The organism is Leucobacter holotrichiae (assembly GCF_055791005.1).
This window is the reverse complement of the sequence record NZ_JBVUAC010000008.1, coordinates 85,499-107,926: the sequence shown is the minus strand read 5'-3', so window position 1 is coordinate 107,926 and position 22,428 is coordinate 85,499. Positions and strand designations below refer to the sequence as shown.

The following is a 22,428-nucleotide window of genomic DNA, read 5'->3' as shown; positions in this document are numbered from 1 at the left end:
CTCGGGGTCGGCCCGCGCCACGGTGTGGGCTGGCCCCTGTCTCTTGAAAGGAGGGACCGTGGCCAGTATCTTCTACCCGTTCTCCACCGCTCTCGTGTCGGAGTGGCCCGGCACCCGCCCCGTCGGTTGGGCGCCGCACTGGGGCACCGACTTCGCCGTCCCCGCCGGCACTCCAGTCCCTGCAACCGCCGCAGGGACGATCGTGCGCGTCGGCGACGACGGGCTCGGCGGTTTCACCATCGACCTGCTCGCCGACGACGGGATGCTGCACCGCTTCGGACACCTCACCTGGGGCAGCGCAAGGGTCAGTGTCGGGCAGCGCGTCACCCCAGGGCAGATCCTCGTGCTCTCCGGCTACTCCGGCGCAGTGTGGCCACCTGGCCCTGGCGGCGCACACCTCCACTGGGAGCTACGCCGGGACCGCCTCTGGTCCTGGGGTGCCTGGGTCGACCCCCGCACCTTGAACCCGGGCCGGCTCGGCCAGGCCGCGCCCGCACCATCCACCACCACCACGAAGGCGTGCTGCCTCGCCAGGCGCACCCAGAAAGGAGATGACGCCGTGCATCTCGTCATCCTCAAGCAGCAGGCCCGCAAGGACGGGTCGGCCGCGTACGCGATCTACCAGCCCGGCGTGAAGGGCTCGTGGGAGGAGTTCGACAACTCGACTGCCCGCGGCATGTACGCCAACAACCTCGCGAGCCAGTTCGGGCAGCCCATGGAAGTCACCCTGAAGCGGTGGCTTGAGCTGCAGAAGAAGTACAGCTGATGTTCGGTGAGCACGCCTGGCTCGTGGTCTCCGGCTACGGTGTCGTCCTCGTCGTGCTCGGCGTGCTCACCGCGATCATGGGGCACCGCCGACACCAGGACCGCAAGTGGCGAGACCGGGAGGATGAATGAGCGAAACGACCATGGTCGCGCTCGCGAGCAGCCCGGTGCTCGTCGCTCTCGTGGGCGGCATCTTCGGCGTCGTCCACGTGAAGCGGCAGAAGCAACGCGACGCGGCGCTCTCCGGGAAAGTCGAGGTTGTGCGCGAGCAGGTACAGAACAGCCACGGAACCAACCTCCGCGATGACATCGACAGGCTCACCGCTCTTCTCGCCCGCACCGAACAAGCGCTCGGCTATGTCGCCGACGACGTGCGTGGCCTCCGCAAAGACATCGGCCGACTCGACCGACGCGACATCGAAGACGGCGCAGAACTCCGTGAGCTTCGCGCCGAACTTACTAAGCGCGTCGACGACCTCGAGACCACCCTCAACCCCCGAAAGGACCAACCGTGATCACCCAAACCCCGACCGACAAGCGGCAGCAGGACCGCCGCACCATCATGGCCGCCCTCGTCGCGGTCCTCGTCGCCCGCCTCGTCGCACAGATCCCCGCACTCGCCGACGCCCTCGCATGGGTCGATGGCCTGATCGCCGAGGCCGGCATCGCGTCGGTGCCCGCGCTCGCACTGCTGCAGGCGCTCGTGATCGCGCTCGTGATCCTCGCCTACCAGAAGGTCGCGCAGTGGCTCGGCGATCGGTGGCCGGCCGTCGAGCGCATCATGCTCGGATCCGACGCCCGCCCGCACTACGTGCCCCGCTACGCCACCGACTGACCCATCAATGAACTGTGCCCCCACTCTCCTCCGGGAGGGTGGGGGCATCTTCTGCGTATGAAGCTGCTACCCAGATTCGTCGTCGCTTTGATCTGTGGGAGAGAGTATGAGGGGGCCAGCAATTGCTAGCAGTTCTGCGAGAGAACTGGTGATGTACGAACTCTGCAACTTCTCGAATTGCACGGGCTTGATCCCATTACGATTCTCGCTCTCGATGAGCACGATCCCCACCGGCTCACGGTTGTACTCGAGACGAACCGCCGCGATGGAGTGTGACTTCATCTTCAGGTCTGAGGCTTCTTCTGGAGTGAATCCAAATCGAGCCACCCAGTCATGCCATGTCTCGGAGTTGCCCGCGCGTACGGAAGCATTGCCTCCTGTCCAGACCGTGCCGATGACGCCTTGGGTTTCGGGGTAGCTCGATCGTCCGCCCGACTGAAAGTGTGGGTTCTTGGCGACTCGGGCGAGGATCCGAAACTCGCTCACGTGATGGCAGTACACGGAGAGGCGCTGATGTGATTCGGTGAGTTCGAGGTACGCACTGAGGTTGTGAGCTAGCGGCTGAATCGCATCACGGAGGGCCTGAGTGCTGGCATCGGCGCGTTCGACCGCGTCGTGCCTCTCTGTCCGTATCGAATCGAGGGACTCAGTTGACTTGCCACGGAGCACAGCGGCAAAGAGGGCGAGCGCTAGTCCGATCCCGAACCAAGGCAGCGGCCCCAGAAAAGCTCCGGGCAGTGAACCAACTGCGGTGGCGAAAACCGAGACGACTGAGAGGAACTCGGTGCCATAACGACGAAACTTGTCCTCTACCCAGGCGCCAGCAGCTTCACCGGGAGAGCGAGGCCGGTTGGGCGTCATGCATAAACCGACTGCAGCCGGACAGACTCCTCGCTGACCTGCGTATCTTCGCTGCTGAACTTTTCCTCGTCGCGGAACCGGGTGATCGCCTGATCCAAGATCTCAGTCGCCATATCGTCAGCGTACTCCGCGCGTACGCCGTCATTGAAGAGGATGCCAACGACGATCTCTAGGGGGCGGTCGCCGAGAACTACTCGGTGTGCGGCAACACCGGCGTACTGAGCATCGCTCAACACCTCGCGCATGGCATTCCTGAAGCGCTCGATTACCTGATCGATCGAGTCGCCCGTATCCAGGATGACACCCAACGTGGTCTGCAATTCGTATTTCATCGCAACCTCCGTAGTCTTACCCCACAGTACCTCAAAGTGTCGAGTGAAACGTGGACCAATATTCTCGACGATTCATACAGCGGAAATGGTGGGTGGAGGTCCCTAGCGCCCTATCTCTGTATTCAGGCCGAGGTCGTCATCGCGCGCGAGATCTCCTCGCTCGCGAGCTGAACGCGCGCGACGAGGTCTGCATCGCCGGGGCGGTCTGGGTCGAGCCAATCGTCATGCTCGACACGGGGTAGCACGAGCGGCATCCGCGGCCAGTACTCGGCCGCCTCGCTGCCAGCGGGGGCGTCGCGGGTGACCATCGAGTAGGTCGTAAGCTCTCCGTCATCGGTGGTGACGGTGGAGGTGATGGCCGCGATCCCGAACTGCTCGCCGCCGGGCAGGGTGAAGCGGCCCTTTTTCTCGACATACCAGTCGGCGGGCAGCAGGGCGCGAGTCTGGAACGGTTTCTTCCATGAGCGCATGAGCTTGTCGTCGCGCGCGTTGAACGCCGAGAACTTCGCAGGCCCCGACGAGTCGAGCCAGAGCCACCACCACGCGAACACGAGCTCACGATCATCGGATCCGGCGCGGATGATGGGGTTCAGGTTGCGGGCCTTCGACCCCGTGATCGCGGCCCTGCCGCCGCGGCCCTGCGCCCACTCTGCGATCGCACGCTCGGACTCGCGCTGGTCCAGAGGTCGGAGCGGGCTGCGCGGCTCTTCGCCGTCGTGGAGGTAGCCGCCGAGCCCGTACGAGTTGCACATGCGCTCAGGCTACGCCGCGCATTGGGACTGCGGTAGCCCCTAGTCGCCGTCGTAGTTCTCGACGTAGCGGCGGCGCTTCTTCGGCTGCGTAGTGGCCTTGAGGAAGAGGCGCACGAGTCCGCGCTTCTTCTCGAGGTATGCGTGTCGCTCGATCTCGCCGGCCGCGTATTGGGCTTCGAGTTCCGCGATGACCGTTTCGGCGTGCGCGGCATCGTATCGGGACGCGCTCGCGTCGAGGCCGGTGCTGTCTCGTATCGCCATGTCGGGGAGGTTACACCGCCCCTCTGACATTGTGTGGTGAGCGTCGGTCGTCGCATATCTAGCGACTCTCGCTGTCGGCTTGCGCTCCCGAAATCGGGGCCTACAATCGAACATATGTTCGAATCAATCTTCGGACCTCGCCTCCCGGACGCGCCGGAGAGCATCGTGGTCTGGACCACAGACGGCCTCCCTGACCGGCTCGTGTACCGGCGCGCGAGGTGGCGGGTCGAGGGCACCCCCACGCCTCTCATCGAGACGATCGAGCACCCCCTCATCACGCACTCGCCCGCGTTGCAGACCGGCTGGAAATGTCTAGTGCGGCGCGACGGCGGCACCGAGACCGCCCTCCTCGAGCTCCGTCGTCACGGGGACCATTGGGAAGCGGAGACAGTCTGATGGGATCACGGGATGGGCGCCCCAGCTCTGTCCAGGAGTCCGATATCGATCGCATGATCGACCGATGGCAAGCGAGAGTCATCCCTCTGGGGCTTTCGAAGCGGCAGGCCAAAGAAACCGGCCTCCCACGCGAATGCGAACCAGTGCCAGTGTCTGTTTCGCTACAGCTCATCCGCACTTGGGTTGACGACAAACTCTTCGACGGCGAGGTGATCGCCTACACCCCGAAAGCGGTTCTCGTGAGGCTGGAACTACCGGGCTGGACGGGACCACAGGATGTGTGGGTGTGGGCAAACGCCGTCGAACGGAAACAGCCGAAGCAGCGCTGATGCTACTTTTCGGGCTCCCAGGGAAGCCGATCGGGAAGCGACGGCAAGATCCGCACCACACCACATTCGGGGTCGAGGCAGTACACGATCCCAGGGAAGACCACGTCATCACAGCGGGAGCACTCCCACCACGCCTCCCACCACACGAGCGTCCCCCGATCGCAGGACGGGCAAGGGCCGCCGAAGATCACGCTCGGCACTCGCCGTTACGGATCGCGGTATGCAGCATGAGGCGAGATTACCGCCGAGAATGACAGCATCGCGACAGCATGGCAAGCAGTGCTATCCAGATCGATCCCGAGCTATCCCTATCGTTTGAATGGGAAAGCCCAGATCACAGGCCGATTGCCTGCGATCTGGGCCGAGCGATCCCCATGTATTCAGATTTGGCGCGAAATCAACGATCCACGCACTGGGTGAATCGGCACAGTCTGGGTTCGAATCCCAGTGGGGGCACTCGGCGGAGTGCGTCCCCGGACGGCCGGGTCGAGGCGCCCCTCATGATTCCTCCTCGAGCTTGAGACCCACGCCGAGCGCGAAGAACGTGGGCGCCCACTCGCCGATGAAAAGACCCCAGCGGTCGGACTGCGACTTCTCATCGCCCTTTCCGCGCGAGAACAGCCAGGTCAGGAACGAGATCCCCACCGAGATCAGCCCCAAGCTGTAGGCGTGCGAGCTGCGAACTCCCCACTGGCTCAGCGTCTTCATGGGGTTCCACGCGGTCGCTTCCGCGGCCCTCTTGATCTGTTTCCGTGTGCTCATCGCATCCACCTTCCGTTCTCCGTTCGAAGCGATGCTTCCAGCGTGGTCGACTGCACAGCGCAGCGGAACACCCTTGCAGGAGCCGACCGCAGGTGGTATCGGCGCTCAGCGGAAAGAGTAAGCCCCGCCGTCGGGCAGAACGGCGGGGCTTACAGTCTGTGGGCGCCCCCTCGGCAGTGTCAGGAGGCGGGGGGCGGGCCGGCGGGATCCGGAGCCTCGGGCTCGGGAACTCCGGCGGCTACGCACCGAGTCGATTGCGCAGCTGCGCGAGCTGATCGCGCAGCGCCGCCGGCACTCGGTCGCCGAACTGGGCGAAGAACTCCTCGGTGAGGTCGGCCTCGTCGAGCCACGAGGCGGGATCGATCGAGAACAGCTCCTCCATGTCCTCAGCCGGCACCTCGATTCCGTCGAGGTTCAGCTCGCCCTCGGCGGGCACCGTCCCGATCGCGGTCTCACGGCCCTCGACCTCGCCCTCGACGCTGCGAATGATCCAGTCGATCACACGCGAATTGTCGCCGAAGCCGGGCCAGAGGAAGCGGCCGTCGGCTCCCTTGCGGAACCAGTTGACCTGGAACACCTTGGGCGCCTTGTCACCGAGCTTCTCGCCCATCTCGAGCCAGTGGCCCCAGTAGTCGGCCATGTTGTAGCCGCAGAAGGGCAGCATCGCGAAGGGATCGCGGCGCAGCTCGCCGACGGTGCCCTCCTGAGCCGCGGTCTTCTCGGAGGAGACGGTCGCGCCGATGAAGACGCCGTGCTCCCACGACAGTGAGCGGGCGACGAGCGGCACGTTCGTGGCGCGACGGCCGCCGAAGAGGATCGCGTCGAGCGGCACGCCGTCCTGCTCGTACCAGTCGGCCGCGAGCGAGGGGGTCTGCTGGATCGGCACGGTGAAGCGCGAGTTGGGGTGCGCGGCGGGGCTCTCCGAGTCGGGGGTCCAGTCGTTGCCCTGCCAGTCGGTGAGGTGAGCGGGCACCTCGTCGGTCTTGCCCTCCCACCAGACGTCGCCGTCGTCGGTCAGCGCGACGTTGGTGAAGATGGTGTTACCCCAGAGGGTCTCCATGGCGACCGGGTTGGTCGACTCGCCGGTGCCGGGCGCGACGCCGAAGAAGCCCGCCTCGGGGTTGATCGCGTAGAGGCGGCCGTCCTTGCCGGGGCGCAGCCAGGCGATGTCGTCGCCGATGGTCTCGACCTTCCAACCGGGGATGGTGGGCTGCAGCATCGCGAGATTGGTCTTGCCGCACGCCGACGGGAAGGCCGCCGACAGGTGGTACGCCTTGCCCGTCTCGACGTTGGTGAGCTTGAGCAGCAGCATGTGCTCGGCGAGCCACCCCTCGTTGCGCCCCATCACCGAGGCGATGCGCAGCGCGAAGCACTTCTTCGAGAGCAGGGCGTTGCCGCCGTATCCCGAGCCGTACGACCACACCTCGAGCGTCTCGGGGAAATGAGTGATGTACTTGGTGTCGTTGCAGGGCCACGCCGCATCCTCGGCGCCCTCCTCCAGCGGGGCTCCCACCGAGTGCACCGTGCGCACCCACTCGCTGCCGGGGGTGATGCCGTCGAGCGCGGCCTGACCCATGCGGGTCATGATGCGCATGTTGAGCACCGCGTAGGGCGAATCCGTGATCTCGATGCCGAGCTGCGTGATCGCTCCGCCGACGGGTCCCATCGAGAACGGCACGACGTACATCGTGCGGCCGCGCATCGAGCCGTCGAAGAGCGGCATGAGCTCCGCCTTCATCTCGGTGGGGGCGACCCAGTTATTGGTCGGCCCGGCGTCCTCCTCCTTCTCGGAGCAGATGAAGGTGCGATCCTCGACGCGAGCCACGTCGGCCGGATGCGAACGGGCGAGGAAGCTGCCGGGCCGCAGATCCTTGTTGAGCGGGATCAGCGATCCCGCTTCCACCATCTCGGCGGTGATGCGATTCCACTCGTCCTGCGAACCGTCGCACCACACCACGTCGACCGGCTTCGTCAGCTCGGCGACCTCGGTCACCCACTGCAGCACCTCTTCGTTCGCGGTGGTCGCATTCGCACGCACGAGTTCCGCGATCACGGACTCCGATGCAGCAGTCTCGGCCTCGATAACCTGGGTGGCGCTCATACGTTCTCCTCGGGTTCACACGTCGTCGGTGAAGAATCGGTAACAACTCCATTCTCAGTAGTCGATTCACCCGCCATTCACCAAACTCGCTGTAAATTTTGACCTTTCTTGACATATAGTCAAGGAATGGCCCCGGATACCACCCCGACCCAGGGAGAAACCGAACTCGACCGGCTTCTGCTCGGCAAGCGCCTGCGGCACTTCAGATCGCGCGCCGGCCTGACCCTCGAGCAGCTCGGAGAGCGCGTCGGCGTAGTGGCGAGTCAGCTCTCCCACATCGAGAACGGCCGTCGCGAGCCGCGCCTCGGCCTTCTGCAGAGCATCGCCAGGGAACTCGGGATCGACCCCTCCGAGCTGCTGCGCCGCGAGGCTCCGGATCACCGCAGCGCACTCGAAATCGAGCTCGAGCGCGCGCAGACCACCCCGGGCTACCTCCGCCTCGGTCTCCCCCACGTGCGCACGCCGCGCACGCTCAGCGACGAGGCCCTCGAGTCGCTCGTGGGCCTGCATCGCGAACTGGCCAGGCGATCCCGAGCCGCGGCAGCGACCTCCGAGGAAGCGCGCCGCGCGAACACCGCCATCCGCATGCAGATGCGCGAGCGCGACAACTACATCCACGACATCGAGCTCATCGCCTCCGACCTCATGCGCCGGGTCGGCCACACCACGGGCGCCGTCACCCACCGCACCGTCGCGATGCTCGCCGAGATGCTGGGCTTCACCCTCATCTTCGTCGACGATCTGCCGTCGAACACTCGCAGCATCACCGACCTCGAGAACGGGCGCATCTACCTCCCGCCCGCGTCGATCCCGGGCGGCCACGGGCTGCGCTCGCTCGCCCTGCAGGCCATGGCGCACCGCGTGCTCGGCCACTCCGAGCCGGCGAGCTACGCCGAGTTCCTCGAGCAGCGGCTCCAGATCAACTACTTCGCGGCGGCCTGCCTCATGCCAGAGGCGCGCGCCGTCGACTTCCTGCAGCAGGCCAAACGCAATCGCAATCTGGCGATCGAGGATCTGCGCGACGCGTTCGGCGTCACGCACGAGGCCGCGGCGCACCGCTTCACCAACCTCGCGACGAGCCACCTCGACCTGCGCGTGCACCACTACCGTGCCGACGGCGAGGGCACCCTCGTGCGCGGATACGAGAACGACGATCTGCCGTTTCCGAGCGATGCCTCGGGATCGATCGAGGGCGAGATCCTGTGCCACAAGTGGGGCGGACGCACGGCGTTCCACCGCACCAACCGCACGAGCGAGTTCTACCAGTACACCGACACACCCGCGGGCACCTACTGGTCGAGCGTGCAGACGGGCGACGCGGAGCACGGCCCCTTCGCGATCGCCTGCGGTGTGGCCTTCGACGACGCGAAGTGGTTCCGCGGTCGCGACACCCCCGAGCGCCGGGTTTCGACCTGCCCGGACGAGGCGTGCTGCCGCACTCCCTCCCCCGAGCTGCTCGCCCGCTGGGAGGGCAAGGCGTGGCCGAGCGCCCGCATGCACCAGCACGTGCTCTCGCCTTTGCCGACGGGAACGTTCCCCGGGGTCGATGACACCGCGATGTACGAGTTCCTGGCGAAGCATGCGCCGGAGGCTTAGGGAGAAACGCGAAGCGTTTGTCCGCCGGAGGCGCCCGGCTCACCAGCCGGGGAGAATTAGGCGGAAAGCGAAGCTTTCCGCTTCTCCGGCGTGGCGCCGAGCGCCAATCCGATCCGGCCTCTCCTCGTCGAGACCGACGGCTTCAGCGAGACCGAGCGTTCCAGCGCCGCTGAAACAGTCGGTCTCGCTGAACGCGTCAGCTTCGCCGCAAGGCCCGGGTCTGCTCTAGCGTCGGCCCGAGCCGCGGCACCCAGCAGCGCACCCGCCGGCGGTAGGCCGCGAACTCCTCGCCGAAGCGCGCCTCGAGGTCGGCTTCTTCGAAGGGCCGCACCAGCGTGTGCCAGTACACCGCGCCGCAGAACGCGTAGGCGGTCACGAACCACGAGCTCGCGAGCAGACCGACACCGACGGCCTGCGCGATCCCCGCCACCGCCATCGGGTTGCGCACCCACCGATACTGCCCGGTGATCACGAGCCGCCGCGCGCTCGCGGACGGCAGCGGCGTGCCCTCCCCGCGCAGCGACATCGCGAGCGCCGACCACAACCCCAGTGCGCTCGCGCCGAGCAGCAGTGCGCCCCCGAGTGCCGGGAGTGGCGCCGCGAATGCGACGTGCAGCCCCCACCGGGTCTCGAGCAGGCGGAGTCCCGCGGGCAGCACCGCGAGGAACAGAGCCCAGAACACGAGCATCTGCAGCAGCGTCGAGCCGAGCTGACGTCGCGGCGGCGCCGCCGGCGCGACTCCGAACGAGAGGGGACCCAGAAGCAGCCGCTCCGCGGGGATCCGCCCGAGTTCCACGAGCGACCACGCGGCGACTCCCCCGCAGCTCGCCGCCGCCATGATGACCGCTCCCCAGCCCGCGAGGCCGGTCGCCGTCGCGTAGACCGCCAGAGCCGCCGTGACGAGCAAGGTCCAGGGAACAGCGATCCGCGTCGCCCACCGCCGCCCCGGCTCCGGGAGCACCGCCGCGAGCGCCGAGGCGAGCACGAACAGTGGGATGTCCGCGAGCGCGACGGTGACCGGGTCGAGGGCGCCGAGCGTGGCCCGGCGCACCGGCGGCAGCGTGACGACGCCGAGCCACCACAGAGCTCCCGCGGCTGCCTGCAGCGCGAAGTAGGCACGGGCGATCCGCGGGGCGGACGCGGACCGCGTCACCCAGAACCCCCGCCCCGCTCGCACGCCCTCAGACTACAAGGCTCGGCAAAACCCCGGAGACGCACGGGAGGGTCTTCACGATCACGAGGAAGAGCTCCTCTCACCTCCCCGTCGAGATACGGATTTTGCAGCTCTGACCGCGATCCAGCGCGCGAAACCCGTACCTCGGGCAGAGCCGAACGACGGCAGGACGAACCGGAAGCCGGGAGACGCGCGGAGCCCCGCAACTCGATGCTGCGGGGCTCCAGCCTGCGAGGCTCAGCGCGAAAAGCGCCAGAGGCGCGAGGCGCGAGACTCAGTCGGTCTTCGGCTTGGGACGTGAGGCGAACTCCTCGAAAATGGCGCGCGGCTCCTGCAGGGCCTCGATGTTCACGATGTCGCGCCCCAGGAAGAAATGTCCGACCCAGCCGCCGAACACGCGCCACTTGCGCTCCCACGTGGGGATCGCGAGGCCGTGGTAGAAGCGGTGGGCGAGCCACGCGAAGTAGCCCTTCATCGCGAAGCTGCCGCCTGAGCGGAACACACCGTTGTTCACGCCGAGGCCGGCAACGGCACCCATGTTCTTGTGCTCGTACTTGCGCACGCCCTCGCCCCGAAGGTCGGCGACGATGTTCTTGGCGAGCAGGCGTCCCTGACGCACCGCGTGCTGCGCGTTGGGCACGCAGAACCCGCCGGGGCCGGGGGTCGACGAGATGTCGGGGGTCTGCGAGGTGTCGCCTGCGGTCCAGGCGCCTTCGAGCGCTTTGCCGTCCTCGGTGGTGATGCGCAGCTCGGGGCTGCCGATGACGTGGCCGCGGGGGCCGATGGGCAGGTCGGTGCCGCGCAGGAACGGACGGGGCATGACGCCCGCGGTCCAGATGATCAGGTCGGACTCGTACTTCTCACCCGTCGAGAGCTCGATGTGGCCGTCGACGGCCGAGGAGAGCTGCGTGTCGAGGTGGATATCGACGCCGCGGCGGGTCTGATCGGCGACGACCCAGTCGGCGAGCTTCTCAGTGACCTCGGGCATGATGCGCCCCATGGCCTCGACCAGGTGGAACTTGGTCTCCTCGAAGGAAATCTCGGGGTAGCGGCGCAGCAGCGAGGTGGCGAAGGATCGCAGCTCGGCGATCGACTCGATGCCCGCGAAGCCGCCGCCGACCACCGTGACCGTGAGCAGACGTGCGCGCTCGGGCGAACCGGCGGGCAGCGACGCCGCACGCTCGAAGTTGCCGACGAGGCGGTCGCGCACCGCGACGGCCTCCTCGATGGTCTTCATGCCGATCGCGTTCTCGGCGATGCCGGGGATCGGGAAGGTGCGCGACACCGAACCGGTGGTGACGACGATGTGGTCGTACTCGAAGTCGAATGCCTCGCCCTCGTTCGGGGTGACCGTGGCCGTCTTGGTGGCGTGGGAGATACCCGTGACCTTGCCCGCGATGTTGTGGGTGCGGTTCAGATGGCGACGGCGTGCGACGACCGCGTGACGCGGTTCGATCGATCCCGAGGCGACCTCGGGAAGGAACGGCAGGTAGGCCATGTAAGGCAGCGGATCGACGATCGTCACCTCGGCCTCGCCCGCGCGCAGCAGCTTCTCGAGCCCCCAAGCGGTGTAGAAGCCGGCGTAGCCACCACCAACGATCAGAATCTTCTTCGCCACGAAGCGGTCTCCTTGATGCAATGAGCGTGAAATGCCCGGATCGCGGGCACAGAAAAACCGGGCACATCATGCCCGACACCCCATACTACATCTCGATGGCGGCGAATATTGTCGGTCCGACGGAGATCCCGCAGAAAACAACGATATTCATCGGCGAAGAGGCTGTTCAGCCGCATTTCAGCCGGGCGGAAGGCTCTCTCGGCGGAGGTGCCGCGGCGGGCGGGCGCGAGCAGGACGGCGCGTCTATCGACCGGCGAGGATCAGGGGCGCCATCCGCAGCGCTCGAGAGCGAGGTCACCGATCGGGTTGACCCCGGGGCCCGCGGCCAGCGAGTGTCCGATCAGCGCGTGCAGGCACTTGACCCGTGTCGGCATGCCGCCCGCGCTCACACCCGCGAGCTCCGGTACCTCCCCCACGCTGTCGCGGTCCTCGATGTACTGCTCGTGCGCTCGAGCGTACTGCGCGCGCACCGCCTCGTCCTCGGCGAGCAGTTCATTGAACTCGTTCATCACACCGGCGGCCTCGAGTCGCGAAGCCGCGGCCACCGCTTCGGGGTGGCACAGGTAGTAGAAGGTCGGGAACGGCGAGCCGTCGGGTAGGCGCGGTGCGGTCGCGACCACGGCGGGCGCACCGTCGCTTGCTCGCGCGGCGATACCCACGACGCCTCGCGCTTCGCGCCCCAGCTGCTCGCTCACGGCGGCGATATCGGCCGGGGTCGGGTCGGTGTAGGGTGGGCGGCTCATTGCTGGGGCTCCTCGGCGGTGGGATCGATTTCAGTGACGGGCGGATCGGTATCGGCCGGTTCTGCGGTTTCGGGATCGGCATCGCCCTCGAGTTCCTCGAGCGGCGCGTCGGTGGTACCCGCGGTCAGGAAGGATGCCGCGATGCCGCGCACCCAGTCGCTGCGGATGCGCGAGAGCTCGGGGCTCGTCTCCTCATCGGACTCGACCGGCAGCACGATGTCATCGATGACCCCCAGCTGGGTCTCGCCGGGCATCACGTAGAAGAGCCGGTCACGCGCCTGGGAGCGCACGTACACCGGATCCTTCCATTTGGCGCGCTCGGCGTCGATCTCGTTGACGGCCTCCTGGTGCAGCCGCACGCTCTCCCGCAGTTCGGAGATCTCGCGCCTCTGCTGCACATAGGTGGAGAGACTGGGACTCACGATCACGGCGCCCGCCGCGACCAGAACGACGACGAGCACGGTGAAACCGCTGAATCGGAGGCTCGAGGCCCACGCCCCGAGATCCTCGACCCAACGTTTCACCGTGCTGTCCCTCGTCCGAGTGCGCGTTCGCCGGTGCGATTACGCGGTGAAGCGGGGGAAGGCACCGCGGCCGGCGTAGTTCGCGGCTCCCCCCAGCTCCTCCTCGATACGGAGCAGCTGGTTGTACTTCGCGACGCGGTCGGAGCGCGCGGGTGCCCCGGTCTTGATCTGGCCGCAGTTGGTCGCCACTGCGAGGTCGGCGATCGTGACGTCCTCGGTCTCACCCGAGCGGTGCGACATCACCGCGGTGAAACCGGCGCGCTGCGCAAGCTGTACGGCGTCGAAGGTCTCCGTGAGGGTGCCGATCTGGTTGACCTTGACGAGCAGCGAGTTGGCAGCGCCCTTCTCGATGCCCTCGGTGATGCGCGCGGGGTTGGTGACGAAGAGGTCGTCGCCGACGAGCTGCACGCGATCGCCGATCTCGGCGGTGATGTGGGCCCAGCCCTCCCAATCGCTCTCGTCGAGGGGGTCCTCGATCGAGACAAGCGGGTACCGGGTCAACAGATCCTCGTAATAGGCGGTCATCTCGGCGGCCGTGCGCTCCTGGCCCTCGAACTTGTAGACGCCGTTCTCGTAGAACTCGGAGGAGGCGACATCGAGTGCGACGGCAACATCACGGCCCGGCTCGAGGCCGGCGCGCTTGATGGCTTCGACGATGAGGTCGAGCGCGGCCGAGTTGTGGGGCAGATCGGGTGCGAAGCCGCCCTCGTCGCCGAGCGCGGTGGTGAGCCCCTGCTCCTTGAGCAGTGCCTTGAGCGAGTGATAGACCTCGACGCCCCAGCGCAGCCCCTCCGAGAAGGTCTCGGCGCCGAGCGGCACCGCCATGAACTCCTGGATGTCGACGCCGGTATCGGCGTGGGCACCGCCGTTGATGATGTTCATGAGCGGCACGGGCAGAGTGCTGGCGTTCGGGCCGCCGAGGTAGCGGTAGAGCGGCAGCTCGGCCGAGGCCGCCGCCGCGTGCGCTACCGCGAGGCTCACGCCGAGGATCGAGTTCGCGCCGACGCGTGACTTGTTGTCGGTGCCGTCGACCTCTTTGAGCACGGCGTCGATGATCCGCTGGTCATCGGCGGCGAAGCCCTCGATAGCGGGGCCCAGCTCGTCGAAGACGGCGTCGACGGCCTTCGTCACGCCCTTGCCGAGGTAGCGATCCTTGTCGCCGTCGCGCAGCTCGTACGCCTCGAAGGCGCCGGTCGAGGCGCCGGAGGGCACCGCCGCGCGGCCCACAGAATCGTCGGTCAGACCGACCTCGACCTCAACGGTCGGGTTGCCACGCGAATCGAGAATCTCGCGGGCGATCACCGCGTCGATAAATGCCACCATGCGCTCCTTCGGAGTTCAGTTGCCGGTATGCGGCGCGATTGTCGGCGCCGCTCCCCAGTGTAGCGGCAGCCGCCGACGTGCTCGGTGGGGAGAAGCTGCATCCCAAACTTCGGATCAGGCCGTTATCTCGGATCGAATCACCGGAATTCGATCCGAATGAGCGGGGAGATCCGAACTATCGGCACGAACCGCACCCCGTTAGAGTTGACTCACGAGTCAATCTATCCGCAGACGCGGCCCGAGCAGCAGGAGCACCCATGACCGACTCACCCGCCGGCAACGCGCCGGGAGCCGCCGGCCCTGAGACGACGCTCGCGCTCGACGGCGCCGCCGCGACGATCCGGCTCAACCGGCCGGAACGCCGCAACTCATTCACCGATGCCCTCATGGAGTCGCTGCTCGACTCCGTCGAGGCGGCCGTCGCCGATCCGACGGTGCGCGTGATCGTGGTGACCGGCGGCGAGCGCTGCTTCAGCGTGGGCGGGGACCTCGACGAGTTCGCCGCGGGAGTCTTCGCGCCGCCGCACCTGAGCGTCGATCAGTCGGCGGGGGTGCTGCGCCGCCACGCCCGCGCTGTCGAGTTGCTGCGCAGCGCTGATGCGGTATCGATCGCCGCCATCGGCGGCCCCTGCGCGGGCGCGGGCCTCTCACTGGCGGCCGCCTGCGATCTGCGCATCGCCTCGACGTCGGCCGTCTTCCGCACCGCGTTCATCGACGCGGGCCTCGCGAGCGACTACGGCGGCGCCTGGTCGCTGACGCGCCTGCTCGGAGAGGCGCGGGCCAAGGAGCTGTTCCTGCTCAACTCGAAGGTCACGGCCGAACATGCGCTCGAGATCGGGCTTGTGTCCCGACTTGTGGATCCGGATCGGCTCGAGACTGCCGCGACCGAACTCGCAGCTTCCCTCCTCGCGAAGGCGCCGCTCGCGCTCTCCACGGCGAAGCGGCTGCTCGGCCCGCAGCCCGCCGACTTCGGCGAAGCGCTCGACGAGGAGTCCCTCGCGCAGAAACGCTGCGCCTACACCGCCGACGCCCGCGAAGCCGCCGATGCCTTCGTCGAACGCCGGGCGCCTCGATTCATCGGAGCGTAGAACCGCTCGTTCCCGTCCGGGTATTCAGAACCCGGGCCCTCTGCGCTACAATTTTGATTGACTAGCCAGTCAATTATACGAAGACGGTAGCGCGCTTCTGAGATCAAGGAGGATCCATGCCTTTCCGCACCCGCTTCACCGAAACCTTCGGCATCGAGCACCCCATCGTCTGCGGCGGCATGACGGCCGTGGGGCGCGCGCCCCTCATCGCCGCCGTCGCGAACGCGGGCGCGCTCGGCTTCCTGTCGGCCCTCACCCAGCCGACGCCCGAGGAGCTGACTCAGTAGATCGCGCGCACCCGCGAACTCACCGACAAGCCCTTCGGCGTGAATCTGACCATGCTGCCCACGATCAACCCGGTCCCCTACGACGAGTACGCCGACGCGATCGTGCAGGCCGGCGTGCCGTTCGTGGAGACCGCCGGCAACAACCCCGAGCCGTTCCTCCCCGCGTTCAAGGCCGGCGGGGTCAAGGTGATCCACAAGGCTGTCACCGTGCGTCACGCGCTGAAGGCCCAGGCGATCGGCGTCGACGCCGTATCGATCGACGGCTTCGAGTGCGCCGGCCACCCCGGCCAGGACGACATCGGCGGGCTCGTGCTGATTCCTGCCGCCGCCGACAAGCTCGACATCCCGATCATCGCCTCGGGCGGCATCGCCGATGCGCGAGGCCTCGTCGCAGCGCTCGCCCTCGGCGCCGACGCGGTCAACATGGGCACGCGTTTCGTCGCCACCACCGAGTCTCCGGTGCACGAGAACATCAAACGGCAGATCGTCGAGAACACCGAGCGCTCCACCAACGTGGTGTTCCGCAAGTTCCGCAATTCGGCCCGCGTCGCGAAGAACGCGGTCTCAGACGAGATCATCGAGATCGAGCAGCGCGAGGGCACCACCTTCGCAGACATCGCCCACCTCGCATCGGGGGCGCGTGGCCGCGAGCGAGCCCTCGGCAACGGCGAGGTCGACGGCGGCGTGTGGTGGGCCGGGCAGACCCAGGGGCTCATCAGCGACGTGCCGAGCACCTCGGAGCTCGTCGAGCGGGTGGTGAACGAGGGCGAATCGATCGTGCGGGCGCGCCTCGCGGGCCTGCTCACCTGAACCTGCGGCAACGCCGAGGGGGTGCGGGATCTCGCGATCCCGCACCCCCTTGTCGTACCGGGCGAAACCAGCCCGGAGGCGGCACCAGCAGGCTCCCCTACCGGCCCGGCCTCTACGCGCGCGGAGCGGATTCCGAGTCGGGCACGAGCCGGCTGTCCTCGGTGGTCCAGGTCATGACGGCCCGGTCGCCCTCGAGGGGCACCGCCGCGCCGTGCGAGACCGGGGTGCGCGCGACGATGGCCTGTCCCGACTCCGCGCGGCCGTACACCACCACATCGCTGCCGAGATAGACCGTGTTGAACACCTTCACGGGCACGGCGTTCTGCAGCCCCTCCGGGCTGGACGCGACGCGCACGTGCTCGGGGCGCACCATCAGCAGCTCGCCCTGACCGGCCGGGATACCGAACCGATTGCCACCCGCGTCGGTGAACGCCCCGTCCGCGACTCGCCCCTCGAACAGGTTCGACTCCCCGATGAACTCCGCCACGTACCGCGAGTTCGGAGCGTCGTAGAGCTCCTTCGGGGTGCCGAGCTGCTCGATCCTGCCGTGCTTGAGCAGGGCGATTCGATCCGACATCGTCAGCGCCTCGTGCTGATCGTGAGTGACGAAGATGAAGGTGATGCCGAGCTCCTGGTGGATCCTGCGGATCTCGAGCTGCATCTCCTCGCGCAGCAGCTTGTCGAGCGCGCCGAGCGGCTCGTCCATGAGCAGTACGCGCGGCTCGAAGACGATGCCGCGGGCGAGTGCGACGCGCTGCTGCTGTCCGCCCGAGAGCTGGTCGGGCTTGCGGTCGGCGAGGTGCTCCATCTGGATCATGCGCAGCACGTCGGTCACGCGCTGCTGCACCTCGTCCTTGGGCCGCTTCTGCCGGCGCAGGCCGAAGGCGACGTTGTCGAAGATGTTCATGTGCGGGAACAGTGCGTAGTGCTGGAACACCATGCCGAGTCCGCGCTTGTGCGGCGGCCGGCGCGTGATGTCCTCTCCGTCGACCTCGAGCCGCCCGCCGTCGGCTTTCGTGAAGCCCGACAGGATGTTGAGCAGCGTGGACTTGCCCGAGCCGCTCGCCCCGAGCAGCGTGATGAACTCCCCCGCGTTGATATCGAGGCTGACCCGATCGAGCACGGTCACGTCGCCGTAGGTCTTCACGACGTCGGAGACGCGGATCGCCGCGCCCGCCTGCTCCCCGATCGTGGAGAGCTGCTGAGTGTAGGTGGGCTGAGCAGTCATGCGACTTCCTCCTGCAGTTGGGCAATACGCTTACGGCGACGACGCTCGGAAGCGGAAGAGAACATTTTGACCAGGCCCTGGCAGCCGAAGGCGGCCAGGATCACGATGAGCGAGAGCGTGGAGATGGCGGCGATCGTCGGGTCGATCTGCACGCGGATGCCCGACCACATCTTCACCGGCAGCGTCGTGATCTCGGGGCCGGAGAGGAAGATCGCGACCACGACCTCGTCCCAGCTCGTGATGAACGCGAACAGTGCGCCCGCGAACATGCCCGGGAAGATCAGCGGCAGCGTGATGCGGAAGAACGTCTCCACGGGTCCCGCACCCAGATTCATCGCGGCCATCTCGAGTCGGCGGTCCACCGAGCTCAGCGAGGCCACGACGTTGATCATCACGTACGGCACGCCGAGGCAGGTGTGCACGAGCACGAAGCCGAGGGTGGTCTGCGTCAGCCCGAGGCTGAGGAACGTGATGTAGACGGCGAGGCCCACGATCACGAACGGCACGATCATCGGCGCGAGCAGCACGCCCATGATGATGCCGCGGAAGGGGAACCGGCCCCGCACCAGGGCGAGAGCCGCGAGCGTGCCCAGCACGACCGAGAGCAGCGCCGACAGCAGACCGACGGTCAGGCTGTTGCCGAGGGCGCTCATCCAGGCGATGTCGGAGAAGAACCGCTCGTACCACTGCGTGGTGAAGCCCTCGGGCGGGAACGCCAGGTAGGGGCTCTCGGACCACGACATCGGGATGATGACCAGCACGGGCATCAGCAGGTAGACGGCGATCGCGACCGCGAGCAGGCCGAGAAGGGTGCGTGTGAGAATCTTCGTCATCAGGATCTCCTCATCAGTGCCTTCTCGAGGTTCAGGAACTTGCTCGCCAGCCCCAGCAACGCCAGCGTGAGCAGCAGCAGCATCGTCGCGAGAGCCGCCGCGAAGCCGTACCTGAGCACCGCGGAGACCTGCTGCACGATCAGCTCACCGATCATGGTGTTCTGCGGGCCGCCCAGCAGCGCCGGGGTGATGTAGTAGCCCAGCGCCTGGATGAAGGTCAGCAGCAGCCCGGCGGCCACGCCGGGCACGCTCAGCGGCACGAACACCCTCCAGAACGCGCCCGAGGGACGGGCGCCCAGATTCTGCGCCGCCAGGCTGAGGCGCTTGTCGATTCCGCTCATCGTCGCGTACATCGGCAGCACCGCGAACGGCAGGGAGACCTGCACCATGCCGAAGACGACGCCGCCGAAGGTGCGCAGCATGGTGATCGGCTCATCCGTGCTCCCCGTGTCGATGAGCAGGGTGTTCATCACGCCCGTATCGCGCATCAGCACGATCAGGGCGAAGCTGCGCACGAGCACGCTGGTCCAGAACGGGATCAGCATGATCACCATCATCACCGTGCGCCAGAACGGTTTCACCAGCGTCATGAGGTAGGCGTACGGGTAGGCGAGCAGCAGCGTCACCAGGGTCACCAGGGTCGCCACGTAGAAGGTGTTGAAGATCACCTTCATATACAGCGGCTCGGCGAAGACGGCGCGGTAGTTATCGAGGCCCAGTTCGGGATCGGTGAAGCTCTTCACCAGCATCGCCACGAGCGGTACCAGGAAGACCACGACCAGGAACAGCAGGAGCGGCAGCACCAGGGCACCCCAGCCGTCGATCGCGAAGTAGCGCTTCATCGACCGCTTCGGTTTCGCCGGCCCCTCTGGGTCGGACGTGGCCGCAGTGGCGATCGCCTCCGTTTGCGTAGCAGTCATCTCGTCACCCGGCCATCCAAACGTTCAGACGCTCTGTGACTTCGCTGTAGTTCTCGGCCCAATAGCCGTAGTCGATCATGGCCGAGCGCTGCTCGATGTTCTCGGGGCTGTTCGCGAGTTCGCTCTGCTCGTCAGCACTGAGCTCTTCGAGCGTGGCAGGGGTTGCGGGCCCGTAGCCGGTCTGACGCGAGTACTCCGCCTGCGCTTCCGTGGCGCCCAGGAACCACACCATCCAGTCCTGCGCCAGGTCCTTGTTCGCATAGCCCTTCGGAATCACGATCTGCTCGTAGGTGCCGAGGTTCTCACCGTACTCGTTAGCAACGGGTTCGCCCTCACTCCGGGCTTTGAAGATGCGGCCGTTCCAGGCCTGCACCAGGGGCGCCTCGCCACTCGCGACGAGCTGCGTCTGCTGATCCCCCGTGTCGTACCACACGATGTCATCCTTGATCGTGTCGAGCTTCGCGAACGCACGATCCAGATCAAGCGGATACAGATCCTCCGGCGCCACACCGTCCGCGAGCAGCGCCGCCTCGAAGATCCCGCCCGTCGCATACTTCCAGAAACCCCGCTTCCCCGGGAACTTCTCCGTATCGAAGAACTCCTCCCACGTCGTCGGATGCGCATCCGCGAACTTCTCCGTGTTGTACCCGATCGTGAACGCATACTGCAGAATCGGAATCCCGCAATCGCTCACCAGCTCGGGGTCCACGCCGTTCTCGCCCGCCGCGTCGAGCACTTCCTTTCCGAGCTTCTCAAGCGTGCCGTTCGCGCAAGCGGAGTCCGTGAAGTTGGGCTCGACCTCCACGGTCCCCCAGTTGACCTTGCCTGCCTCGACCATCGCGTCGAGTTTCGCGTAATCGGTGGGCTGGTCCTCTTTCATCGTGACGCCGTTCTCCTCAGCCCACGGCTGGTAGAGCTGCTCCATCGCTACACGCTGGGTTTCTCCGCCCCAGTCGACCATCGTCAGGGTGTCTTCGCTCACGCCGCCCCCGCCGTTGGTGCAGGCCGTCAGCATCAGAGCTGCGGCGCTCACTCCGGCGAATGCGGTGACCAGTCTCTTCTTCATCAACGTCCTCCTTGACGCTTTAATTGACTGATTAATCAATCAACCGTGATAACTATGGCATTCATTCTCGACCGTGGCAACAGTCTGGCGAAGCGCGCCCGCAGCTCGTTCGCCGGAAGGGGCACCTATTCGAACAGCCCCATCGGCACGTGCACGAGCGAGACCCCAGGGTGCTCGACCGCCTCGGCGATCCGCTCCTCGAGCTCACCAGCGGACTCGACCGCGAAGCCGCGCCCGCGGAACGCCCGCGCGACCGCCGGCCAGTCGGGTTGACTCAGGCGGACCGCGATCGGGTCGATACCGCGATCACGCTCGTTCTGCTCGATCTCGCCGTAGCCCCCGTTATCGACGCAGATCACGGTGAGATCGAGGTGCTGCTCGGCAGCGGTCTGCAGTTCCTGCACCGAGAACATGAGCGCCCCGTCGCCCGTGACGCAGACGACGGGGCGATCCGGGTCGGCGATCTTCGCTCCGATCGCCGCCGGCAGGCCGTAGCCGAGGGTGGCATAGGTGATCATGTTGATGCACTCGGCCGGCCCCTCGGCCCGGAAGTGGCCGGCGATGCCCGAGTAGCAGATCTGAGACGAGTCACCGGTGAGGATCGCACCCTCGGGCAGCGCAGCTGTGATACGAGCCGCCACCGCGCCGACCCCGGGACCGTATCCGTCAGATTCCGCGAGGCACGCGGCGCGCACCTCATCGACCGGAATCCAGGGCGCGCGGCCATTCGAAGCCTCCCCCGCCCGACTGAGCGCCCGCAGTGCGTCGAGCAGGCTCGGCAGCACCTCGCCGCTGTCTCCGATGAGCACCCGCTCGGCCGCCAGGTTGTTGCACCCCTGGGACGCATCGATGTCGATCCGGATCACGCTCCCCGTCGGTGCCAACTCACCCGCGGCGAACTCGCCGACGGCGACTTTCGAGCCGACGACGAGGAGCGCGTCGGCCTCGTTGAGCACGTCCACCGCGGTTTTCAGCCTCAGCTCGGCTCCGATGACGAGCGGATGCGACTCGGCGACGACCCCCTTGCCGTTCGAGCTGGTGACCACGGGGGCGCCCAGCAGCTCGGCGATGGTCTGCAGCGCCTCACGACCCGAGCGCGCGCCCGATCCCGCCAGTATCGTCGGCCGCTCGGCCTCGGCGAGGAACCGGGCCGCTGCCTCGATATCCGCGATATCCGGCTGCGGGGCCGGCGGCGCCTCGCGCGGACTCAGCGACTCGATCGCGATATCCGCGGGCTCCTCGAGCAGATCGAGCGGCACCTCGATGTACACGGGCCGCGGTCGACCGGAGCGGAGCACAGCGAATGCCTCGTGCACGGCCTCGACGGCCTCCTCGGCGCTGGCGACGCGCACGGCCCGGTCCGCGATGGCGCGCGCAGCCGCCAGCTGATCCTTCGTCTCGTGCAGCATGCCGATGGAGCTGCCCTCCATGCCGCTCGGCGCACCGGGCGACAGCACGATCAGCGGGCGCGATTCGCAGTAGGCCGTGCCCACCGACGACAGCGCGTTCAGCAGTCCGGGCCCCGAGGTCGTGATGACGACCCCGGGCAACCCGGTGCGCTGCGCCCACGCGTCCGCGGCGTAGCCGGCGCCCTGCTCGTGGCGCGAGGTCACGGCGCGGATGCCCAGTCGCGGCAGGTGGCGATAGAACTCGAGATTGTGCGTACCCGGAATGCCGAAGACCGCATCGATCCCGTATCCGCGCAGGGTCTGCATGACGGCGAGACCGGTATTGCGGGGATCGACTCCTGCCGCGAGCGCCCGCTCGCGTTCCGTCTCGGGCACCGCGTATCCGCTCATACCTGCTTCGCTGCTCATCCCGATC

23 protein-coding genes and 1 pseudogene are annotated in these 22,428 nt (G+C 67.1%); 8 read left to right on the top strand and 16 right to left on the bottom strand.

Features of this window, described 5'->3' with window-relative positions; genetic code table 11:
- Nucleotides 1-58 precede the first annotated feature (58 nt).
- Genes AC0KXF_RS11390 through AC0KXF_RS11375 form a run of 4 tightly spaced genes read left to right on the top strand, consistent with a single transcriptional unit; the run spans nucleotide 59 to nucleotide 1,600 of the window.
- Nucleotides 59-766 (top strand): M23 family metallopeptidase, encoded by a 708-nt coding sequence (locus tag AC0KXF_RS11390; protein WP_473109302.1) that lies wholly within the window; start codon nucleotides 59-61, stop codon nucleotides 764-766.
- On the top strand, nucleotides 766-897 hold the full coding sequence (locus AC0KXF_RS11385; protein WP_473109301.1) for a hypothetical protein: 132 nt from the start codon (nucleotides 766-768) through the stop codon (nucleotides 895-897). Before AC0KXF_RS11390 ends, AC0KXF_RS11385 begins: the two co-directional genes overlap by 1 nt.
- Nucleotides 894-1,280: a hypothetical protein gene (locus tag AC0KXF_RS11380; RefSeq protein ID WP_473109300.1), complete on the top strand. Its 387-nt coding sequence runs from the start codon at nucleotides 894-896 to the stop codon at nucleotides 1,278-1,280. Before AC0KXF_RS11385 ends, AC0KXF_RS11380 begins: the two co-directional genes overlap by 4 nt.
- Nucleotides 1,277-1,600, top strand: coding sequence for a hypothetical protein (locus tag AC0KXF_RS11375; RefSeq protein ID WP_473109299.1), 324 nt, complete (start codon nucleotides 1,277-1,279; stop codon nucleotides 1,598-1,600). Before AC0KXF_RS11380 ends, AC0KXF_RS11375 begins: the two co-directional genes overlap by 4 nt.
- Before the next feature lie 66 nt (nucleotides 1,601-1,666).
- On the opposite strand, the gene AC0KXF_RS11370 is transcribed toward AC0KXF_RS11375, so the two are convergent.
- The 4 genes from AC0KXF_RS11370 to AC0KXF_RS11355 form a co-directional block, all read right to left on the bottom strand.
- On the bottom strand, nucleotides 1,667-2,461 hold the full coding sequence (locus AC0KXF_RS11370) for a hypothetical protein (RefSeq protein WP_473109298.1): 795 nt from the start codon (nucleotides 2,459-2,461) through the stop codon (nucleotides 1,667-1,669).
- Nucleotides 2,458-2,793 carry a hypothetical protein gene (locus AC0KXF_RS11365; protein WP_473109297.1) on the bottom strand — a complete coding sequence of 112 codons (336 nt, stop codon included), beginning with the start codon at nucleotides 2,791-2,793 and terminating at the stop codon, nucleotides 2,458-2,460. The genes AC0KXF_RS11370 and AC0KXF_RS11365 overlap by 4 nt, the downstream gene beginning before the upstream one ends.
- Nucleotides 2,794-2,915: 122 nt before the next feature.
- Nucleotides 2,916-3,545 carry an SOS response-associated peptidase family protein gene (locus AC0KXF_RS11360; RefSeq protein WP_473109296.1) on the bottom strand — a complete coding sequence of 210 codons (630 nt, stop codon included), beginning with the start codon at nucleotides 3,543-3,545 and terminating at the stop codon, nucleotides 2,916-2,918.
- A 39-nt stretch (nucleotides 3,546-3,584) separates the two neighbouring features.
- Entirely contained in the window at nucleotides 3,585-3,806 is a 222-nt protein-coding gene (locus tag AC0KXF_RS11355; RefSeq protein WP_473109295.1) for a hypothetical protein, read from the bottom strand.
- 114 nt (nucleotides 3,807-3,920) lie between these two features.
- Here AC0KXF_RS11355 and AC0KXF_RS11350 point away from each other — a divergent pair, with 114 nt between their 5' ends.
- On the top strand, nucleotides 3,921-4,202 hold the full coding sequence (locus AC0KXF_RS11350; protein ID WP_473109294.1) for a hypothetical protein: 282 nt from the start codon (nucleotides 3,921-3,923) through the stop codon (nucleotides 4,200-4,202).
- A gap of 827 nt (nucleotides 4,203-5,029) precedes the next feature.
- Here AC0KXF_RS11350 and AC0KXF_RS11345 read toward each other — a convergent pair.
- Together AC0KXF_RS11345 and AC0KXF_RS11340 are read right to left on the bottom strand one after the other, a co-directional pair.
- On the bottom strand, nucleotides 5,030-5,293 hold the full coding sequence (locus tag AC0KXF_RS11345) for a hypothetical protein (protein ID WP_473109293.1): 264 nt from the start codon (nucleotides 5,291-5,293) through the stop codon (nucleotides 5,030-5,032).
- A gap of 238 nt (nucleotides 5,294-5,531) precedes the next feature.
- Nucleotides 5,532-7,394 (bottom strand): phosphoenolpyruvate carboxykinase (GTP), encoded by a 1,863-nt coding sequence (locus AC0KXF_RS11340; protein WP_473109292.1) that lies wholly within the window; start codon nucleotides 7,392-7,394, stop codon nucleotides 5,532-5,534.
- A 126-nt stretch (nucleotides 7,395-7,520) separates the two neighbouring features.
- Between AC0KXF_RS11340 and AC0KXF_RS11335 the strand changes: the two genes are divergently transcribed.
- Complete coding sequence (locus AC0KXF_RS11335; protein ID WP_473109291.1) at nucleotides 7,521-8,990, top strand: helix-turn-helix domain-containing protein; 1,470 nt, start codon at nucleotides 7,521-7,523, stop codon at nucleotides 8,988-8,990.
- 196 nt (nucleotides 8,991-9,186) lie between these two features.
- On the opposite strand, the gene AC0KXF_RS11330 is transcribed toward AC0KXF_RS11335, so the two are convergent.
- The 5 genes from AC0KXF_RS11330 to eno all read right to left on the bottom strand — a co-directional run bounded on the left by AC0KXF_RS11330 (nucleotide 9,187) and on the right by eno (nucleotide 14,369).
- Nucleotides 9,187-10,167, bottom strand: a complete 981-nt coding sequence (locus tag AC0KXF_RS11330) for a methyltransferase family protein (protein WP_473109290.1) — start codon at nucleotides 10,165-10,167, stop codon at nucleotides 9,187-9,189.
- 271 nt (nucleotides 10,168-10,438) lie between these two features.
- Nucleotides 10,439-11,782 carry an NAD(P)/FAD-dependent oxidoreductase gene (locus AC0KXF_RS11325; RefSeq protein WP_223044482.1) on the bottom strand — a complete coding sequence of 448 codons (1,344 nt, stop codon included), beginning with the start codon at nucleotides 11,780-11,782 and terminating at the stop codon, nucleotides 10,439-10,441.
- Between the two features lie 260 nt (nucleotides 11,783-12,042).
- Nucleotides 12,043-12,525, bottom strand: a complete 483-nt coding sequence (locus tag AC0KXF_RS11320; RefSeq protein WP_473109289.1) for a DUF501 domain-containing protein — start codon at nucleotides 12,523-12,525, stop codon at nucleotides 12,043-12,045.
- Nucleotides 12,522-13,049 (bottom strand): FtsB family cell division protein, encoded by a 528-nt coding sequence (locus tag AC0KXF_RS11315; protein ID WP_473109288.1) that lies wholly within the window; start codon nucleotides 13,047-13,049, stop codon nucleotides 12,522-12,524. Before AC0KXF_RS11315 ends, AC0KXF_RS11320 begins: the two co-directional genes overlap by 4 nt.
- A 39-nt stretch (nucleotides 13,050-13,088) precedes the next feature.
- Nucleotides 13,089-14,369, bottom strand: a complete 1,281-nt coding sequence (gene eno / locus AC0KXF_RS11310) for a phosphopyruvate hydratase (RefSeq protein ID WP_223045175.1) — start codon at nucleotides 14,367-14,369, stop codon at nucleotides 13,089-13,091.
- A 260-nt stretch (nucleotides 14,370-14,629) separates the two neighbouring features.
- On the opposite strand from eno, the gene AC0KXF_RS11305 reads away from it, so the two are divergent.
- Complete coding sequence (locus AC0KXF_RS11305; RefSeq protein WP_473109287.1) at nucleotides 14,630-15,460, top strand: enoyl-CoA hydratase/isomerase family protein; 831 nt, start codon at nucleotides 14,630-14,632, stop codon at nucleotides 15,458-15,460.
- A 116-nt stretch (nucleotides 15,461-15,576) separates the two neighbouring features.
- Nucleotides 15,577-16,557 (top strand): annotated as a pseudogene (locus AC0KXF_RS11300) (NAD(P)H-dependent flavin oxidoreductase).
- A 112-nt stretch (nucleotides 16,558-16,669) separates the two neighbouring features.
- On the opposite strand, the gene AC0KXF_RS11295 reads toward AC0KXF_RS11300, so the two are convergent.
- From AC0KXF_RS11295 to AC0KXF_RS11275, 5 genes are all read right to left on the bottom strand, one after another.
- The gene (locus tag AC0KXF_RS11295; protein ID WP_473109285.1) at nucleotides 16,670-17,785 is read right to left on the bottom strand and encodes an ABC transporter ATP-binding protein; all 1,116 of its coding nucleotides are present in this window, start codon (nucleotides 17,783-17,785) and stop codon (nucleotides 16,670-16,672) included.
- Nucleotides 17,782-18,618 carry an ABC transporter permease gene (locus tag AC0KXF_RS11290; RefSeq protein ID WP_473109284.1) on the bottom strand — a complete coding sequence of 279 codons (837 nt, stop codon included), beginning with the start codon at nucleotides 18,616-18,618 and terminating at the stop codon, nucleotides 17,782-17,784. The genes AC0KXF_RS11295 and AC0KXF_RS11290 overlap by 4 nt, the downstream gene beginning before the upstream one ends.
- Nucleotides 18,618-19,538 carry an ABC transporter permease gene (locus tag AC0KXF_RS11285; RefSeq protein WP_473109283.1) on the bottom strand — a complete coding sequence of 307 codons (921 nt, stop codon included), beginning with the start codon at nucleotides 19,536-19,538 and terminating at the stop codon, nucleotides 18,618-18,620. The genes AC0KXF_RS11290 and AC0KXF_RS11285 overlap by 1 nt, the downstream gene beginning before the upstream one ends.
- 4 nt (nucleotides 19,539-19,542) lie before the next feature.
- Nucleotides 19,543-20,604 (bottom strand): ABC transporter substrate-binding protein, encoded by a 1,062-nt coding sequence (locus AC0KXF_RS11280; RefSeq protein ID WP_473109282.1) that lies wholly within the window; start codon nucleotides 20,602-20,604, stop codon nucleotides 19,543-19,545.
- A 125-nt stretch (nucleotides 20,605-20,729) separates the two neighbouring features.
- On the bottom strand, nucleotides 20,730-22,421 hold the full coding sequence (locus AC0KXF_RS11275) for a thiamine pyrophosphate-binding protein (RefSeq protein ID WP_473109281.1): 1,692 nt from the start codon (nucleotides 22,419-22,421) through the stop codon (nucleotides 20,730-20,732).
- Nucleotides 22,422-22,428: the final 7 nt, after the last annotated feature.